Consider the following 18,026-nt stretch of genomic DNA (forward strand, 5'->3'; position numbering starts at 1 on the left):
GGGTGTGTTTGGCGAAATCAGCCGGAACGCCCGGTGAGTTTGGCTGGCCGAGGGTAAGTGCACCAGAACCCGCTTTTACCAGCAGGCAGTCAGCGTGGCCGTGGTAGCAGCCTTCAAATTTGATGATTTTATCGCGCCCGGTGAAACCGCGAGCCAGACGAATGGCGCTCATGGTGGCTTCAGTGCCGGAGTTCACCATGCGAACCATATCCATGGTTGGAACCAGTTCAGTCACCAGCTCCGCCATTTTCACTTCCATCTCGGTTGGCGCGCCAAAGCTCAGGCCACGTTCTACCGCTTCAATCACCGCATTACGGATAGCCGGATGGTTATGACCCAAAACCATTGGTCCCCATGAACCGACGTAATCGATATAGGCTTTGCCGTCAGCATCAAACAGGTAAGCCCCGTCAGCGCGTTCGATAAACAGCGGTACACCGCCGACTCCGGTAAAGGCACGAACCGGTGAGTTCACCCCGCCAGGGATGACTTTGCGTGCGGCAGCGTACAGGTTTTCAGACTTACTCATGAATCGGCTCCTGATTCGTGGAAATAGTGGCAACACGCTATTCTAAGGGAAACTCTCGAAGTTATGAAAGTTTTGCCCAAACGCGTCGAGAGAGTAGAATGCCCCCTCGATTTGTATTACCAATAAATGATTAGCCTAATGAATCACTCCCACCCCTCTTTCGAAGCACAGCAAGTTGTGCGCTTACGCAGGGGCGACATGGTGCGTCGCCTTATGAGACAGGACAAAACGCCTGTCGCTATTCTTTTCATGGCCGCGATAGTAGGGACGTTAGCCGGTTTAGTGGGGGTCGCGTTTGAAAAATCAGTGACCTGGGTACAACAGAATCGCCTTGCGATGCTGGCGCATGTGGCGGATTACAGCCTGATTGTCTGGCCGCTGGCATTCATCAGTTCAATGCTTTTGGCGATGCTCGGTTATTATCTGGTGCGTCGTTATGCACCTGAAGCAGGCGGCTCGGGTATCCCTGAAATTGAAGGTGCGCTCGAGGAGTTACGCCCGGTGCGCTGGTGGCGCGTTATCCCGGTGAAATTCATCGGCGGTATGGGAACGCTGGGTGCGGGCATGGTTTTGGGGCGCGAAGGGCCAACGGTGCAGTTGGGCGGGAATATCGGCCGCATGGTGCTGGATATTTTCCGGCTGCGCGGTGCCGAAGCGCGCCATTCACTGTTGGCGACGGGTGCCGCAGCGGGTTTATCTGCCGCGTTTAACGCACCGCTGGCGGGAATTTTGTTCATCATCGAAGAGATGCGTCCGCAGTTCCGTTACAACCTGATTTCGATAAAAGCCGTGTTTATCGGCGTGATTATGTCGAGCGTGGTGTTCCGTATTTTCAACGGTGAAAGTGCCGTCATTGAAGTCGGGAAACTGGCTAGTGCACCGGTTAACACATTATGGCTATATCTGGTGTTGGGAATGGTCTTTGGCATTGTTGGCGTGTTCTTTAACGCAATGGTGTTCCGTACTCAGGATATGTTTCAGCGCTTCCACGGCGGCAATCTTAAGAAATGGGTGATTATCGGCGGCCTGTTAGGTGGGATTTGTGGCGTTTTAGGGCTGATTCAACCGGCTGCTGCTGGCGGTGGTTTCAACCTGATACCTATCGCGGCGGCGGGTAACTACACTATCGGCATGCTGCTATTTATTTTTATTGCCCGCGTGATTACTACTTTGTTGTGTTTCGCATCCGGTGCACCGGGCGGGATCTTCGCACCCATGTTGGCATTGGGGACGTTGCTGGGAACGGCTTTCGGAGCCGCCAGTGTCGCCTGGTTCCCGGCGTATCACCTTGAAGTTGGGACATTTGCAATTGCTGGAATGGGCGCGTTGTTTGCGGCATCGGTACGTGCGCCGCTGACAGGAATTGTGCTGGTTCTGGAAATGACAGACAATTATCAGCTCATTCTGCCAATGATTATTACCTGCCTTGGCGCGACACTATTGGCACAATTTCTCGGTGGGAAACCGCTATACTCCTCGATTCTTGAGCGCACGCTGGCAAAACAAGAAGCCGAACAGCGGGCGAAAGAGCAGCAAACCCCAGCCGGGGAGAATACTTGAACGATTTACTCGGGTATTAGATAATGGCCCTAAAGATCGGGTTAAACTTTACCCGACTTCTTATTTCGTTGGGAGCAAATGATGAGTGATGACGTAGCAGTGCTGCCGTTGCAGTTTACCGAAGCAGCAGCCAATAAAGTAAAACACCTGATCGCGGATGAAGAGAACCCGAATCTGAAACTGCGCGTTTACATCACCGGTGGTGGTTGCAGCGGCTTCCAGTATGGTTTTACCTTTGACGATCAGATTAACGACGGCGATATGACTATCGAGAAGCAAGGTGTTGCTTTGGTTGTTGACCCGATGAGCCTGCAATATTTGGTTGGTGGCGCGGTGGATTACACCGAAGGTCTGGAAGGTTCGCGCTTTGTGGTGACTAACCCGAATGCGAAAAGCACCTGCGGGTGTGGTTCTTCCTTCAGCGTTTAAACCTTCATACTTCAAGCTGCAGGTGCGTTGACTGCACCCGTTCACCCCAGTCACATAGTTACCTATGCTCCTGGGGATTTACGGCTTTGTCGCGTTACTCGGCAAAGCCTCGCCCTTTCAGGGCCAGCGCAAGCGCTGTTCAAAAGACTTAAGCCTTTTGTCCTGCAGCTCGAATTATTTGGTTTAAATAGTAAAAAGATTTGTAGGCCGGATAAGCGAAAGCGTCATCCGGCTTTTTTATTCTCTATTGCCTGTCATCGAGCGCAAATGTTGGCAGTTTAAGATGCCAGCGAATCGCGGCCAGACGTATCGCCAGCGTGACGACCATGCCAATCATACTCGCTTGTTCAAGCGGCACGTGGAAGGTGTAATACGCGGTGGCGTGGACAATACCGCCGGCAATGCAGGCCGTGGCGTAGATTTCCGTACGCAGGATCATTGGGATTTCACGCGCTAAAACATCACGAATAATCCCGCCGCCAACACCGGTCAGCACGCCCATGCAGATGGCAATCAGCGGGCTGGCACCGGCCAGAAATGCCTTGTTCACCCCAATCCCGACAAACACTGCAAGACCGACGGCATCCAATACGGGCAAAATCCATTTCGGCAGACGACGCGGCTGGCGCACCAGCACAATGGTTAGCAGACAAGTGACCATCGCCACCACTAAGTCTGTGGGATCTTTAACCCAAAATACCGGGCCATTATCCAGTGCCATATCGCGAATAGTTCCGCCGCCCACGGCAGTCACCACGCCCAGCACCAGCACGCCGAACGGGTCCATTCGAAGTTTTCCTGCCAGCAGCACGCCGGATATTGCAAAGACGGCTGTGCCAATGATGTCCAGCCAATAGACGAGCATGTGGGTGTTATCCTCATAAAAAAGGTTATTTTTCTGCCAGCTCCTCACAGAGCTGTTTTGCGGCGAGGATAATACGTGGGCCTGAGCGACTAAACCAGTCATCATTCACTGCAATAACCGGAATTTTTAGCTGGGTATTCCAAAATTGTTCAACGGGAGGAATTTGGGTGTCATCGCCGGTGATAATAATAGCCTGGGGACGGCGACTGAGCACCTGTTCACGGCTGACTTGCGGCCAGGGAACGCGGCTATCCGCGAAGATATTTTGCCCGCCACACACTTCCAGAATTTCATTCTGAATCGAACCGCGTCCTGAGGTAAACAGCGGTTGCTGGCCGAATTGCAAAAACACTTTTTTCGGTGCGCGATGGGCGTATTTCGCTTTCAAATCTGCAAATTCTTTCGCCAGCTGATCGGCTGCGTTTTGGGCGGTTTGCGGAGTTGGGCTGTACTGGCTCAGTTGACGCAGGGCGGCAACTACACCTTCAACCGTTGTCGGGTCAAGCCAGACGGCTTTTATCCCCAGCGCCTGCATCTGGTTGACTTGTCGTTCTGCATTCCCACCACGCCACGCCAGCACCACATCGGGTTTCAGCGCCACGATGCGCTCAAGGTTCATCCCTTGCCAGTTTGAAACTTGCTCAATCTTTTTGGCGGCGTCCGGATAATTCGACCATGCACTGACGGCGACCGGCGTGATCCCTGCGGCGAATGCCAGTTCGGTATTGCTCGGTGACAGTGAAATCACCCGCGGCGCGGCAATGAGCAGCGCCGGGATGCAAAACAGTAGCGCGGTGAACCCGCGCCAGAGTTTCTTATTAACTAAAAGTTTCTTATTAACCACGGGCCAGTTTCTGCACCAGGTTTTCAACCATCAGCGTGGACTGTTTCGCCGCAACCGCCAGGAACTCTTCAAAGCTCAGGTGAGATTGTTGGTCAGCCACATCAGAAATAGCGCGAACCACAACAAACGGCGTGCCGAAGTTATGGCAAACATGTGCAACCGCAGTTGCTTCCATTTCTACAGCAACAGCTTGTGGGAAGTTATGGCGGATTTTTGCCAATGCCACAGAACCGTTAATGAACGCATCACCACTGACAACCAGGCCGCGTACCGCATTCAGGTTCAGCTCGGCAATGCACTCTTCAGCAGCAGCAATCAGTTTTGCATCAGCAGCAAAGCCTGCCGGGCAGCCTGGCAGTTGGCCAAATTCATAGCCAAAAGCGGTGACGTCCGCATCGTGATAACGCACTTCATCAGAAACCACGATATCACCCACTGTCAGCGTCGGCGCGAGGCCGCCTGCGGAACCGGTGTTGATAATAAAATCAGGCTTGCAGTGTTCCAGCAAAAGCGTTGCGCCCATTGCCGCAGCCACTTTACCGATGCCAGATTTCAACAACGCCACTTCGACGCCATTGAGCGTGCCGGTGTAAATTTCGCATCCGGCCAGGGTCAGAGTTTGACGGTTTTCAATTTTGTCACGCAGCAGCGTAACTTCTTCTTCCATTGCACCAATAATGCCTGCTTTCATAGTGATACTCGCTAAAGTGTTAAATCAGATGCATAGTCTATCATGGCAGGCATTAAGGATTAATCCGCTCTTAATCTGGGCGAAGGAGAAGGCATGAGTGAAATAGATTTCCGTAAGAAAATTAATTGGCACCGCCGTTTCCGTTCGCCCGAAGGGCAAAAGAATGAACATGAGATCCTGCGCATTTTTGAAAGCGATCGTGGGCGGATCGTCAATTCCCCGGCGATCCGCCGGTTACAGCAGAAAACCCAGGTCTTCCCGTTGGAGCGAAATGCCTCTGTCCGCACGCGTTTAACGCATTCCATGGAAGTGCAGCAGGTGGGGCGTTATATCGCCAAAGAAGTGTTGAGCCGCCTGAAAGAGCAGCAAGATCTCGAACGATATGGCTTGCATGAACTCACTGGTCCGTTTGAAAGTATCGTTGAAATGGCGTGTCTGATGCATGACATCGGCAACCCGCCGTTCGGCCACTTTGGGGAATCAGCTATAAATGACTGGTTTCGCCAGCGTTTGTTTCCAGGGGATGCAGGAAGCCAGCCACGCAGTGACGATCGCTGCAAGGTAGCGGCGCTGTGTCTGCATGAAGGAGAAGATCAGTTAAACGGTTTGCGCCGTAAAGTGCGCCAGGATCTTTGCCAGTTTGAGGGCAACGCGCAGGGCATTCGTCTGGTACACAGCCTGTTGCGGATGAATCTGACCTGGGCGCAAGTGGGCTGCATTCTCAAGTATACCCGTCCTGCCTGGTTTGTTGGCGAGCCGCCTGAAAGCCACGCTTATCTGATGAAAAAGCCCGGTTACTATCTTTCTGAAGCGTCGTATATCGCACGCTTGCGTTCAGAACTGCAACTTGGTGAGCACAGCCGTTTTCCGCTGACCTGGATTATGGAAGCGGCGGACGATATTTCTTACTGTGTGGCGGATCTGGAAGACGCTGTCGAGAAAAGTATATTCAGCGTTGAGCAGCTTTATCAGCACTTATGCGACGCCTGGGGCGAGCATTGTGACGGCGATCTTTTTGCGCAAGTGGTGAATGAAGCCTGGGAAAAATCCCGTACTAATCAGATGCGCCGCAGTACAGAAGATCAGTTCTTTATGTATTTGCGCGTCAATACGCTAAACCAATTAGTCCCCTACGCTGCCCAGCGTTTCATCGACAATATTGCTGAGATGTATAGCGGCGAGTTCAATCACGCATTGCTTGAAGATGACAGCCCTTTTGCGCGTTTGCTGGAGCTTTATAAGCAAGTGGCGTTTAAGCACGTATTTAGTCACCCGGAGGTCGAACAGCTCGAGCTACAGGGGTATCGTGTAATCAGTGGCTTACTTGATATTTACAGTCCCTTACTCCATATATCAAATGAGGATTTTGCTGAACTGGTGGAGAAAGAAAGTTTACGTCGTCTGCCAATTGAGACACGTTTATTCCATAAATTATCGACAAAACATCGGCTTGCGTACATTGAAACTGTCAATGATTTGGATAAGTCAGCCGGTGATTATGGTGTGTGGGAATATTACTACCGCTGCCGCCTGATTCAGGATTATATCAGTGGAATGACGGACTTGTTCGCATGGGATGAGTATCGACGCCTGATGGCTGTGGAATAAGTGACTCGTTGAGTTTTGTAAAGACGGACAATAAATTTTTACTTTTTCCAGTGACTTATCGGCGGAACTTAGCGCCTCAATTGTCACTCTATATTGGCCTACACAGCAATTTTGCGTGACTTATTAACTTGAGACTTAAATCGATGAAAAAAACAACTTTAGCAATGAGCGCGCTGGCTCTTAGCCTGGGTTTGGCGCTGGGTCCTGTATCTGCAATTGCAGCTGAAACAGCGTCTTCTGCAACCGCTGCACAGCCGCTTCCAAGCCTTGCACCGATGCTGGAAAAAGTGATGCCTTCCGTGGTGAGCATTAACGTTGAAGGTAGCACCACCGTGAATACGCCGCGTATGGGGCGTAACTTCCAGCAATTCTTTGGTGATAATTCGCCATTCTGTCAGGAAGGTTCTCCATTCCAGAGTTCTCCATTCTGCCAGGGCGGCGGGGCTGATGATGGCTCTCAGGGCGGCGGCCAACAACAGAAGTTTGCCGCTCTTGGTTCCGGCGTAATTATTGACGCAGCGAAAGGCTACGTGGTGACAAACAACCACGTTGTTGATAACGCAACCAAAATTCAGGTTTCCCTGAGCGATGGCCGTAAATTTGATGCGAAAGTCGTGGGTAAAGATCCGCGCTCTGACATCGCTTTGTTGCAGTTGCAGGATCCTAAAAATCTGACCGCGATTAAAATGGCGGACTCTGACGCGCTGCGCGTCGGTGATTACACCGTGGCAATCGGCAACCCGTATGGCCTGGGTGAAACCGTGACTTCCGGTATTGTTTCGGCGTTGGGTCGTAGCGGCCTGAACATCGAAAACTATGAAAACTTTATCCAGACCGATGCGGCAATCAACCGGGGTAACTCCGGTGGCGCACTGGTTAACCTCAACGGTGAACTGATCGGGATTAACACCGCGATTCTGGCACCAGATGGCGGCAACATTGGTATCGGCTTTGCCATCCCGAGCAACATGGTGAAAAACCTCACCGCGCAAATGGTGGAGTTCGGCCAGGTTAAACGTGGCGAGCTGGGCATTATGGGTACTGAGCTGAACTCTGAGCTGGCGAAAGCGATGAAAGTCGATGCGCAACGCGGCGCATTCGTAAGCCAGGTGATGCCGAACTCTTCTGCAGCAAAAGCGGGTGTCAAAGCCGGTGATGTGGTGGTTTCGATGAACGGTAAAGCGATTAGCAGCTTCGCAGCATTGCGTGCAGAAGTCGGTTCTATGCCGGTGGGTAGCAAATTGACTCTCGGCCTGCTGCGTGATGGCAAACCGGTTTCAGTAAACCTGGAACTGCAACAGAGCAGCCAGACTCAGGTTGATTCTGCAACCATCTTTACCGGTATCGAAGGGGCTGAAATGAGCAACCGCAGCGGTAAAGGTGAGAAGGGCGTTATCGTCAATAACGTGAAAGGGAATACGCCAGCGGCGCGAATTGGCCTGAAAAAAGGTGACATCATTATCGGTGTGAACCAACAGCAGGTGAATAACATCGCTGAACTGCGCAAAATTCTCGATACTAAACCATCAGTAATGGCGCTGAACATTCAGCGTGGTGATACCACCATCTACCTGCTGATGCAGTAATCGTTACCGAGTTCATCTCAACACTATCAGGGCCGCTATTGCGGCCCTTTTTTGTGAGCCTTTCCACAACTCCATACACTTCATCCGCGCTTTGTGCATTCGCACAATGCTGAGGGGATTCATCTCGCCTATGCTAGGCCATTAGCACGATTCAGGAGGAAGCATGGCTGGCTGGCATCTTGATACCAAAATGGCGCAGGACATTGTGGCGCGTACCATGACCATCATTGATACCAACATCAACGTGATGGATGCGCGTGGGCGGATTATTGGTAGCGGCGATAAAGAACGTATTGGTGAATTGCACGAAGGTGCGCTGCTGGTGCTCTCTCAGGGACGGGTTGTAGATATTGATGATGCGGTAGCGCGACATCTTCACGGCGTGCGCCAGGGTATTAACCTGCCGTTGCGCATTGAAGGGGAAATTGTCGGCGTTATTGGTTTGACCGGCGAGCCGGGATCGCTGCGTAAATATGGTGAGCTGGTGTGTATGACGGCTGAGATGATGCTTGAGCAATCACGCCTGATGCATTTACTCGCACAGGACACACGTCTGCGCGAAGAACTGGTAATGAACTTGATTCAGGCGGAAGAACAAACGCCTGCATTGAGTGAGTGGGCGCAGCGTTTGGGGATTGATCTCAACCAGCCGCGAGTCGTGGCGGTGGTGGAAGTCGATAGCGGCCAGCTTGGCGTAGACAGCGCCATGGAAGAGCTGCAACAGCTGCAAACCGCACTGACAACTCCGGAGCGCAATAATCTGATAGCGATTATTTCGTTAACGGAAATGGTGGTACTGAAACCTGCGCTCAACCAGTTTGGCCGTTGGGATGCAGAAGATCATCGTAAACGCGTAGAGCAACTTATTCTGCGCATGAAAGAGAATGGTCAATTACGTTTTCGTGTCGCACTCGGCAACTATTTCACCGGGCCTGGCAGTATTGCACGCTCGTATCGCACCGCTCGTACCACCATGATGGTCGGCAAACAGCGTATGCCGGAAAGTCGGGGTTATTTTTACCAGGATTTGATGTTGCCGGTATTGCTGGATAGTTTGCGCGGCGGCTGGCAGGCCAATGAGCTGGCTCGCCCGCTCGCTCGTTTAAAATCAATGGATAACAATGGCTTATTGCGTCGCACCCTTAGCGCATGGTTTCGCCATAATGTGCAACCGTTGGCAACGTCTAAGGCGTTGTTTATTCATCGCAACACGCTGGAGTACCGCCTGAATCGAATTTCAGAATTAACAGGTTTAGATTTAGGGAATTTTGACGACAGATTGCTACTGTATGTCGCGTTGCAGTTAGATGAGCAGAGATAAGAAAAGGGCCGGAGATTCCGGCCCTTTGGCATTATTTACCGCGGGTTAGTTTATCAAGATCGGATTCAATTTCACTGATCTTATGAGCAACCACAGATTCCAGATGGCGAAGATCGTCGAGGATTTTGCGTTTCAGATCGACTTCAGTGCGATCGCGCTGACACAGTTGATCCAGTTCATCAATTACATAGCGCAGATTTGGGCTGATTTCCTGCACTTCTTTGTAACCCTGGCCGACGCCATCGGCAACGACAGTTTTGCGCTGGCGTGGGTATTTAAACTTCACGCTTTTAGCGAAAAACTCGCCTTTATCCTTCTGGAAATAGATTTTCAGGATATCGTTGTTGGCTTCCTGCCGGAGGCTATAACGATCGATTTCATCAGGATTGGTAATACCCAGACTTTTCAAGTTATCGTACATAGTGTTACCTTTTTCGATACCATTAACCTATAGATAATTAACGGAAAAATCCTTTCCCGCTAGCCCGAAATGCTAAAAAGGCGGGGTGAACCGCCTTTTACACATTTTATTAATCGATAGTGCGAAGCAGCTCGTTGATTCCAACTTTGCCGCGCGTTTTCGCGTCGACTTTTTTCACGATAACAGCGCAGTACAGGCTGTATTTACCATCTTTAGACGGCAGGTTACCGGAAACGACAACCGAGCCTGCTGGTACACGGCCGTAATGGACTTCACCGGTTTCACGGTCATAAATACGCGTGCTTTGGCCGATGTAAACGCCCATGGAAATCACGGAACCTTCTTCAACGATAACGCCTTCAACCACTTCAGAACGTGCGCCGATGAAGCAGTTATCTTCGATGATAGTTGGGTTTGCCTGTAATGGCTCCAGAACACCACCGATACCGACGCCGCCAGACAGGTGAACGTTTTTACCAATCTGCGCGCAAGAGCCGACTGTTGCCCAGGTATCAACCATAGAGCCTTCATCAACGTATGCGCCGATGTTGACGTAAGAAGGCATCAGCACGGTGTTACGTGCGATGTATGCACCCTGGCGTACTGCCGCAGGTGGTACCACGCGGAAGCCTTCTTTCTGGAAACGTGCTTCGTCGTAGTTAGCGAATTTCATCGGTACTTTGTCGAAGTAGCGGCTTTCAGCGCCATCAATAACCTGGTTGTCATTGATACGGAAAGAGAGCAAAACAGCTTTCTTCAGCCACTGGTGAGTCACCCACTGGCCATCAATTTTTTCGGCAACGCGCAGCGCACCGCTGTCGAGCAGGGAGATGACCTGGTTTACCGCTTCACGAGTAACGGTATCAGCATTTGCCGGAGTGATTTCGGCGCGGCGCTCGAAAGCGGTTTCAATTACATTTTGTAGCTGCTGCATTGTTAAAGTTTTCCTGATTGTGACGAAATTAACAGACTGTTATTTATCGTTTGGATTAAGGGCCGCTGTCAACCGTTGCTGTACTTCCTGTTGCAACTCATCATTAAGAGCACGCCGGTCGGCGGTGGCTATTATAAATAAATCTTCTACTCGCTCACCAATTGTCGTAATTCTTGCCCCATAAAGCGAGATCCCAAGGTCAGCGAACACTTCCCCGACTCGTGCCAATAAGCCTGGCTGATCTAGTGCAATCAGCTCAAGGAATGTGCGCCTGTCAGTGTGAGTGGGTAGGAAATTCACTTCGGTATCGACAGTAAAATGGCGAAGTTTGGCTGACTGGCGGCGCGGTTGAGGCGTCTGCCAGCTCACCTGCGTTATGGCTTGTTCAATGCTATGGCGGATAAGATCATGCCGGTCGGCGGAAAGAGGGCTACCGTCCGGTTCGAGTACGATAAAAGTGTCCATTGCCATGCCGTCACGCGTGGTAAAGATTTGCGCGTCGTGAACACTGAGGTTGCGCCTGTCGAGTTCAGCACAAACAGCCGCGAACAGGTGAGGGCGGTCCGGGCTCCAGATAAAGATTTCAGTACCGCCGCGCGTGGCCTGCGGACTAAGCAAAATCATCGGCTTGCTGAGATCGTGTTTTAGCAAATGACGCGCATGCCAGGCGATTTGATTTGGCGTGTGGCGGACAAAATAGTTTGCCCGGCAGCGGCGCCAGATATTATGCAGCGCTTCTTCATTGATGTTATCCATACGCAGTAACGCCAGCGCCTGTAGCTGGTGGTGGCGCACGCGTTCGCGCATATCCGGGCTGTTCTGCATTCCGCGTCGCAGCTGTTTTTCAGTGGCGAAGTACAGCTCACGCAACAGGCTCTGTTTCCAGCTATTCCACAGGGTTTCGTTGGTGGCGCAGATATCGGCAACCGTCAGGCAAACCAGATAACGCAGGCGGTTTTCCGTTTGCACTTCTTCGGCAAACTGTTTAATGACTTCCGGGTCCTGAATGTCACGACGCTGTGCCGTGACAGACATCAGTAAGTGCTGACGTACCAGCCAGGCGACGAGCTGCGTTTCGCGTGAGTTCAGACCGTGCAGCTCGGCAAATTTTAAAACGTCCTGCGCACCGAGCACCGAGTGATCGCCACCGCGACCTTTGGCGATGTCGTGGAACAGTGCGGCGATCAGGATCAGCTCCGGATGCGACAGACGCGGCCAGAGATCGACACATAATGGATGCTTTGGACGAGTTTCTTCTTTCGCGAAGCTTTCCAGTTTTTGCAGCACGCGAATGGTGTGTTCATCAACGGTATAGGCGTGGAAGAGATCGAACTGCATCTGGCCGACAATATGCGACCACTGCGGCATATATGCCCACAAAACGCTATGGCGGTGCATTGGCAGTAAAGCGCGGCTCACGGCACCGGGGTGACGTAATATCGTGAGGAACAGATCGCGCGCTTCCGGAATGTAACAGAGCGGCTGTACAAGATGGCGACGCGCATGACGCAGATGGCGCAATGTGGTCGAGTAAATTCCGCTGATGTCGCGGTTACGCACCATCATGTAAAACATGCGCAGAATCGCCTGGGGTTCGCGCATAAACAGCGTTTCGTCGCGCAGGTCAATCAAGGTGCCGCGCAGCTGGAAATCATCGTCGAGTGGACGGGGTTTTTCACTGGCGTCGAGCGCAAGAATCGCTTCGTCAAATAGTTGTAGCAGCATCTGGTTAAGTTCGCCGACGCGGCGGGTCACACGATAAAAATCTTTCATCATGTGTTCCACTGGCTGATTGCCTTCTCCGCTGTAATTCAGGCGCTGCGCGACGCTTAGCTGTCGGTCAAATAACAGACGATTATCGTAGCGGTTTACTTCAAGGTGCAGAGCAAAACGGATGCGCCATAACAGATGCTGGCATTCGTCCAGTTCGTTGCGTTCAGCCTCGGTTAAAAAACCAAAGCCGACCATTTCACTCATCGACGTGGCACCAAAGTGGCGACGTGCAACCCATTGCAGCGTGTGGATGTCGCGTAAACCGCCCGGGCTGCTTTTTATGTCCGGCTCGAGGTTGTAGCTGGTGCCGTGATAGCGTTGATGGCGCTCGTTTTGCTCATCAATTTTGGCGGCAAAGAATTTGGCTGATGGCCAGAAACCGTCGCTAAAAATGTGTTTCTGCAGTTCGAGGAAGAGGGCGACATCGCCAATTAATAAGCGCGATTCAATCAGGTTGGTCGCGACGGTTAAATCTGACAGGCCTTCGAGTAAACACTCTTCCAGCGTGCGTACGCTGTGGCCTACTTCCAGCTTTACGTCCCACAATAATGTGAGCAGCTCGCCAATTTTCTGTGCCTGGATTTCGGTTAAGCGCTTACGGCTCAGAATCAGCAAATCAATATCAGACAAGGGATGCAATTCGCCGCGCCCGTAGCCCCCGACAGCAACCAGTGCGGTTTCGGCGACATCTCCAAAGCCATAGCTGAGCCATAAACGTTGCAGGAGCTGGTCGATAAATTCAGTGCGCGCGTCTATCAGCTTTTCGGCGGAAATACCGTCATCAAATGCTGTTCCAAGCCATTGCTGGAACAGGTCGATACGGGCTTTTATCTGGGCACAGTTAAGATCCGAATCAGACCAGTTGACGGGGTAGTCAGGTTGCCCGGAAATCTCAGGAAGCACCGTGGTCGCGTACTGCTCGGGTAAACTCTGTGTCATGTCGCCATCCATAAAAAAAGCCGGCAATATGCCGGCTTCGATTGCTGACTTGCGCCAGGCGAATCACTCGTTATGCGAAATCACATTCGGGATGGTGTCATCTTTACGCAATGTGAGAATTTCGCAGCCGTTATCTGTCACCACAATAGTATGCTCGTATTGTGCAGACAAGCTGCGATCTTTGGTTTTCACCGTCCAACCGTCTTTCATGGTGCGAATGCGGTAATCACCGGCGTTAACCATTGGCTCAATGGTGAACGTCATACCCGGTTGCAGCACCACGCCGCCGTCATCAGCGTCATAATGCAGAACTTGCGGTTCTTCGTGGAATACACGGCCGATGCCGTGTCCGCAATACTCGCGAACCACGGAAAAACCTTCTGCTTCAACGAACTTCTGGATAGCCGCGCCGAGGGTACGCAGACGGATGCCTGGTTTAACCATGCGCAGTGACAAATACAGGCTTTCCTGGGTCACACGGCACAGACGCTCACCGAGGATTGTCGGCTTGCCCACGATGAACATTTTTGACGTGTCACCATGGTATTCGTCTTTAATTACGGTGACGTCGATGTTGACGATATCACCATCTTTCAGCACTTTAGCGTCATCAGGAATACCGTGACAGACGACTTCGTTAATTGAGATGCACACGGATTTTGGGAAGCCGTGGTAGCCCAGACAAGCAGAAACAGCCTGCTGTTGGTTAACGATGTAATCATTACAAATACGGTCGAGTTCGCCAGTGGTGACGCCCGGTTTTACGTGGGATTCGATCATTTCCAGCACTTCAGCGGCAAGTCTGCCCGCAACGCGCATTTTTTCGATTTCTTCAGGTGTTTTAATTGAAATAGCCATTAATTCTGTCCGCAGGTGTCGTGATAATCGACAATAATTGAGCAGTGAGTCGGGCAATGTTATCAGGGCGTACGATCGGTGCCAAATCGAGAATCAATGTCCGCACAATCTACCAACAACTATTGGAGTCCTGGTGTGTTTTATGGTATAAAGCGCGCCGGACTTGTATTCCGATTTTTCGGATACAGCCAACACTCTCACTTTGTGTAAATAACACACACGTATCGACACATATTCCGGGGTGCCCTTTGGGGTCGGTAATATGGGATACGTGGAGGCTTAACCCCATACTTTTATATAGAGGTTTTAATCATGGCAACTGTTTCCATGCGCGACATGCTCAAGGCTGGTGTTCACTTTGGTCACCAAACCCGTTACTGGAACCCGAAAATGAAGCCTTTCATCTTCGGCGCACGTAACAAAGTTCACATCATCAACCTTGAAAAAACTGTACCTATGTTCAACGAAGCTTTGGCTGAACTGAGCAAGATTTCTTCTCGTAAAGGCAAAATCCTTTTCGTTGGTACTAAGCGCGCAGCAAGCGAACCAGTAAAAGACGCTGCTCTGAGCTGCGATCAGTTCTTCGTGAACCATCGCTGGTTGGGCGGCATGCTGACTAACTGGAAAACAGTTCGTCAGTCCATCAAACGTTTGAAAGATCTGGAAATCCAGTCTCAAGACGGTACCTTCGACAAACTGACCAAGAAAGAAGCACTGATGCGTACCCGTGAGCTGGCGAAGTTGGAAAACAGCCTGGGTGGTATCAAGGATATGGGCGGTCTGCCGGATGCTCTGTTTGTAATCGACGCCGATCACGAACACATTGCAATCAAAGAAGCGAACAACCTGGGTATCCCAGTATTCTCTATCGTTGATACTAACTCCGATCCAGATGGCGTTGATTTCGTTATCCCTGGTAACGACGATGCAATCCGTGCTGTAACCCTGTACCTGGGTGCTGTAGCTGCTACCGTTCGTGAAGGCCGTTCTCAGGATCTGGCTTCTCAGGCAGAAGAAAGCTTCGTAGAAGCTGAATAATAAGGTTCGCTCTTATTTGAGCCCTTATTAACCAGGTATTGAATAGTTTGGTTAGGGGGCCTGTCTCAGGCCCCCTTTTTATTTTGAGCCAGGGTTCGTCTTTACGGTGAACCAGGGCTTATCTCTCTCTACGAGATAACCGAGGATTTTAGAATGGCTGATATTACTGCTGCTCTGGTAAAAGAACTGCGTGAACGTACTGGCGCAGGCATGATGGATTGCAAAAAAGCCCTGACTGAAGCTAATGGCGACATCGAGCTGGCAATCGAAAACATGCGTAAATCTGGTGCGATCAAAGCGGCTAAGAAAGCAGGTAACGTTGCTGCTGACGGCGTGATCAAAACTAAGATTGCTGACGGCTACGCTGTGATTCTGGAAGTTAACTGCCAGACTGACTTCGTTGCTAAAGATGCTGGTTTCCAGGCATTCGCTGACAAAGTACTGGACGCAGCTGCTGCTGGTAAAGTGACTGACGTTGAAGTTCTGAAAGCACAGTTCGAAGAAGAACGTGTTGCTCTGGTTGCTAAAATCGGTGAGAACATCAACATCCGTCGCGTTTCAGTACTTGAAGGCGACGTATTGGGTAGCTACCTGCACGGTGCTCGCATCGGCGTTCTGGTGGCAGCTAAAGGCGCTGATGAAGATCTGGTTAAGCAAATTGCAATGCACATCGCTGCAAGCAAGCCAGAATTCGTTAAACCAGAAGACGTGTCTGCTGAAGTGGTAGGGAAAGAATACCAGGTTCAGTTGGACATCGCTATGCAGTCTGGCAAGCCAAAAGAAATCGCAGAGAAAATGGTTGAAGGCCGTATGAAGAAATTCACCGGTGAAGTTTCTCTGACTGGTCAGCCTTTCGTCATCGACCCAAGCAAAACTGTTGGTCAGATTCTGAAAGAGCACAATGCCGACGTGAATGGCTTCATCCGCTTTGAAGTGGGCGAAGGCATCCAGAAAGTTGAGACTGACTTCGCAGCAGAAGTTGCTGCAATGTCCAAGCAGTCTTAATTTTTAAGGGAGCCGCCAATTGGCGGTTCCTTTTTATCTGGCTTTAAAAATCAGTCTGCTCTGATACAGAACTTGCTGATATGCGACATGATGTCGTCTGAATTAACCATCCCCATTCGTTGACTGTTCCCAGGAAAGAATCATGGCTACCAATGCAAAACCTGTCTACAAACGCATTCTGCTCAAGCTAAGCGGCGAAGCGCTGCAAGGTACCGAAGGCTTCGGTATTGATGCAAGCATCCTTGATCGTATGGCTCAGGAAATTAAAGAACTGGTTGAATTAGGTATTCAGGTCGGGGTGGTGATTGGTGGTGGCAACTTATTCCGCGGTGCGGGCCTGGCAAAAGCCGGTATGAACCGTGTTGTGGGCGACCACATGGGCATGTTGGCCACCGTCATGAACGGCTTGGCAATGCGTGATGCGCTTCATCGCGCCTATGTGAACGCCCGCTTGATGTCCGCTATTCCATTGAATGGCGTGTGTGATAACTACAGTTGGGCAGAAGCTATCAGCCTGCTGCGCAATAACCGCGTCGTTATCCTGGCGGCCGGTACCGGTAATCCATTCTTTACTACTGACTCTGCTGCGTGTTTGCGTGGTATTGAGATTGAAGCGGACGTAGTACTGAAAGCCACGAAAGTTGATGGCGTGTTTACTGCAGACCCAGTGAAAGATCCGACGGCCACACTTTGTGAGCAGCTGACTTATACGGAAGTGCTGGAAAAAGAGCTGAAAGTCATGGATCTTGCGGCCTTCACCCTGGCCCGTGACCATAAAATCCCGATTCGTGTTTTCAACATGAACAAACCAGGTGCGCTTCGTCGTGTTGTGATGGGTGAAAAAGAAGGCACATTGATCACTGAATAATTTCAGTCGATGCTAAATCAGGGTAAGATTCGATTTTACTTACTCTGATTAATTGAGTAGCAGGCAACCCCAACGGGCGCCATGAATAAACAGGGCTATACTTAGCTCGCAGCGTCTGCATCGCAGCGTGAAGTGTGGTCTGCCCTAAACCAGTTTTCAAGGATTCGTAACGTGATAAGTGATATCAGAAAAGATGCCGAAGTGCGTATGGAAAAATGCGTAGAAGCATTCAAAACTCAAATCAGTAAAATCCGCACCGGCCGCGCCTCTCCATCTCTGCTGGACGGTATCATTGTGGAGTATTACGGGACACCAACTCCGCTGCGCCAGCTGGCGAGCGTAACAGTTGAAGATTCTCGCACACTGAAGATCAACGTGTTTGATCGCTCCCTGAGCCAGGCCGTTGAGAAAGCGATCATGACTTCCGACCTCGGTCTGAACCCAAGCTCTGCCGGCACTGACATTCGTGTTCCACTGCCTGCACTGACTGAAGAACGTCGTAAAGATCTGATCAAAATTGTACGTGGCGAAGCTGAAGGCGCGCGTGTTGCGGTTCGTAACGTTCGCCGTGATGCTAACGACAAAGTTAAAGCGCTGCTGAAAGATAAAGAAATCAGCGAAGATGACGATCGTCGTTCCCAGGATGACGTTCAGAAACTGACTGATGCTGCTATCAAAAAAGTAGACGCGGCTCTGGCTGAGAAAGAAGCTGAGTTGATGCAGTTCTAATCCGTTGATATGACGGGTCAAACGCCGT

Annotated in this window: 17 protein-coding genes; 9 read left to right on the forward strand and 8 right to left on the reverse strand. The window is 51.0% G+C overall.

The window, feature by feature from the left end; all coding sequences use genetic code 11:
* Window positions 1–529 (reverse strand): aminotransferase class III-fold pyridoxal phosphate-dependent enzyme (locus GBAG_RS03210; RefSeq protein ID WP_034493468.1); only part of this gene is annotated, 529 nt, incomplete at its 3' end.
* Window positions 530–667: 138 nt separating this feature from the next.
* Here GBAG_RS03210 and clcA point away from each other — a divergent pair.
* The gene (gene clcA / locus GBAG_RS03215) at window positions 668–2,089 is read left to right on the forward strand and encodes a H(+)/Cl(-) exchange transporter ClcA (RefSeq protein WP_034493469.1); all 1,422 of its coding nucleotides are present in this window, start codon (window positions 668–670) and stop codon (window positions 2,087–2,089) included.
* An 81-nt stretch (window positions 2,090–2,170) separates the two neighbouring features.
* Window positions 2,171–2,518, forward strand: coding sequence for an iron-sulfur cluster insertion protein ErpA (gene erpA, locus GBAG_RS03220; protein WP_034493470.1), 348 nt, complete (start codon window positions 2,171–2,173; stop codon window positions 2,516–2,518).
* A 244-nt stretch (window positions 2,519–2,762) separates the two neighbouring features.
* On the opposite strand, the gene GBAG_RS03225 is transcribed toward erpA, so the two are convergent.
* The 3 genes from GBAG_RS03225 to mtnN are packed head-to-tail and all read right to left on the reverse strand — an operon-like array spanning window position 2,763 to window position 4,918.
* Window positions 2,763–3,383: a TRIC cation channel family protein gene (locus GBAG_RS03225; protein WP_034493472.1), complete on the reverse strand. Its 621-nt coding sequence runs from the start codon at window positions 3,381–3,383 to the stop codon at window positions 2,763–2,765.
* A gap of 25 nt (window positions 3,384–3,408) precedes the next feature.
* A complete protein-coding gene (gene btuF / locus GBAG_RS03230; RefSeq protein WP_034493473.1) occupies window positions 3,409–4,227 on the reverse strand; it encodes a vitamin B12 ABC transporter substrate-binding protein BtuF in 819 nt (272 codons plus the stop codon).
* Window positions 4,220–4,918 carry a 5'-methylthioadenosine/S-adenosylhomocysteine nucleosidase gene (gene mtnN, locus GBAG_RS03235; protein ID WP_034493474.1) on the reverse strand — a complete coding sequence of 233 codons (699 nt, stop codon included), beginning with the start codon at window positions 4,916–4,918 and terminating at the stop codon, window positions 4,220–4,222. Before mtnN ends, btuF begins: the two co-directional genes overlap by 8 nt.
* Window positions 4,919–5,011: 93 nt before the next feature.
* On the opposite strand from mtnN, the gene dgt reads away from it, so the two are divergent.
* From dgt to GBAG_RS03250, 3 genes are all read left to right on the forward strand, one after another.
* The gene (gene dgt, locus GBAG_RS03240) at window positions 5,012–6,526 is read left to right on the forward strand and encodes a dGTPase (protein WP_034493475.1); all 1,515 of its coding nucleotides are present in this window, start codon (window positions 5,012–5,014) and stop codon (window positions 6,524–6,526) included.
* Between the two features lie 143 nt (window positions 6,527–6,669).
* Window positions 6,670–8,112 (forward strand): serine endoprotease DegP, encoded by a 1,443-nt coding sequence (gene degP / locus GBAG_RS03245; RefSeq protein WP_034493476.1) that lies wholly within the window; start codon window positions 6,670–6,672, stop codon window positions 8,110–8,112.
* 163 nt (window positions 8,113–8,275) lie between these two features.
* Window positions 8,276–9,433 (forward strand): CdaR family transcriptional regulator, encoded by a 1,158-nt coding sequence (locus tag GBAG_RS03250; RefSeq protein WP_034493478.1) that lies wholly within the window; start codon window positions 8,276–8,278, stop codon window positions 9,431–9,433.
* Window positions 9,434–9,464: 31 nt separating this feature from the next.
* Here GBAG_RS03250 and GBAG_RS03255 read toward each other — a convergent pair whose 3' ends face one another.
* The 4 genes from GBAG_RS03255 to map all read right to left on the reverse strand — a co-directional run bounded on the left by GBAG_RS03255 (window position 9,465) and on the right by map (window position 14,358).
* Window positions 9,465–9,854: a DUF3461 family protein gene (locus tag GBAG_RS03255; protein WP_034493480.1), complete on the reverse strand. Its 390-nt coding sequence runs from the start codon at window positions 9,852–9,854 to the stop codon at window positions 9,465–9,467.
* A 109-nt stretch (window positions 9,855–9,963) separates the two neighbouring features.
* Window positions 9,964–10,788, reverse strand: coding sequence for a 2,3,4,5-tetrahydropyridine-2,6-dicarboxylate N-succinyltransferase (gene dapD, locus GBAG_RS03260; RefSeq protein ID WP_034461055.1), 825 nt, complete (start codon window positions 10,786–10,788; stop codon window positions 9,964–9,966).
* Between the two features lie 39 nt (window positions 10,789–10,827).
* Window positions 10,828–13,500 (reverse strand): bifunctional uridylyltransferase/uridylyl-removing protein GlnD, encoded by a 2,673-nt coding sequence (glnD, locus tag GBAG_RS03265; RefSeq protein ID WP_034493539.1) that lies wholly within the window; start codon window positions 13,498–13,500, stop codon window positions 10,828–10,830.
* A gap of 63 nt (window positions 13,501–13,563) precedes the next feature.
* Window positions 13,564–14,358 carry a type I methionyl aminopeptidase gene (gene map, locus GBAG_RS03270; RefSeq protein ID WP_034493481.1) on the reverse strand — a complete coding sequence of 265 codons (795 nt, stop codon included), beginning with the start codon at window positions 14,356–14,358 and terminating at the stop codon, window positions 13,564–13,566.
* A 312-nt stretch (window positions 14,359–14,670) separates the two neighbouring features.
* On the opposite strand from map, the gene rpsB reads away from it, so the two are divergent.
* From rpsB to frr, 4 genes are all read left to right on the forward strand, one after another.
* Window positions 14,671–15,396, forward strand: a complete 726-nt coding sequence (rpsB, locus tag GBAG_RS03275) for a 30S ribosomal protein S2 (RefSeq protein WP_034493483.1) — start codon at window positions 14,671–14,673, stop codon at window positions 15,394–15,396.
* A 153-nt stretch (window positions 15,397–15,549) separates the two neighbouring features.
* Window positions 15,550–16,401, forward strand: a complete 852-nt coding sequence (gene tsf, locus GBAG_RS03280) for a translation elongation factor Ts (protein ID WP_034493485.1) — start codon at window positions 15,550–15,552, stop codon at window positions 16,399–16,401.
* Window positions 16,402–16,543: 142 nt separating this feature from the next.
* The gene (pyrH, locus tag GBAG_RS03285; RefSeq protein WP_034493487.1) at window positions 16,544–17,269 is read left to right on the forward strand and encodes a UMP kinase; all 726 of its coding nucleotides are present in this window, start codon (window positions 16,544–16,546) and stop codon (window positions 17,267–17,269) included.
* 171 nt (window positions 17,270–17,440) lie between these two features.
* Window positions 17,441–17,998, forward strand: coding sequence for a ribosome recycling factor (frr, locus tag GBAG_RS03290; protein WP_034493489.1), 558 nt, complete (start codon window positions 17,441–17,443; stop codon window positions 17,996–17,998).
* Window positions 17,999–18,026: the final 28 nt, after the last annotated feature.

The sequence above is a fragment of the Buttiauxella agrestis ATCC 33320 genome (assembly GCF_000735355.1).
Taxonomy (GTDB): Bacteria; Pseudomonadota; Gammaproteobacteria; order Enterobacterales; family Enterobacteriaceae; genus Buttiauxella; species Buttiauxella agrestis.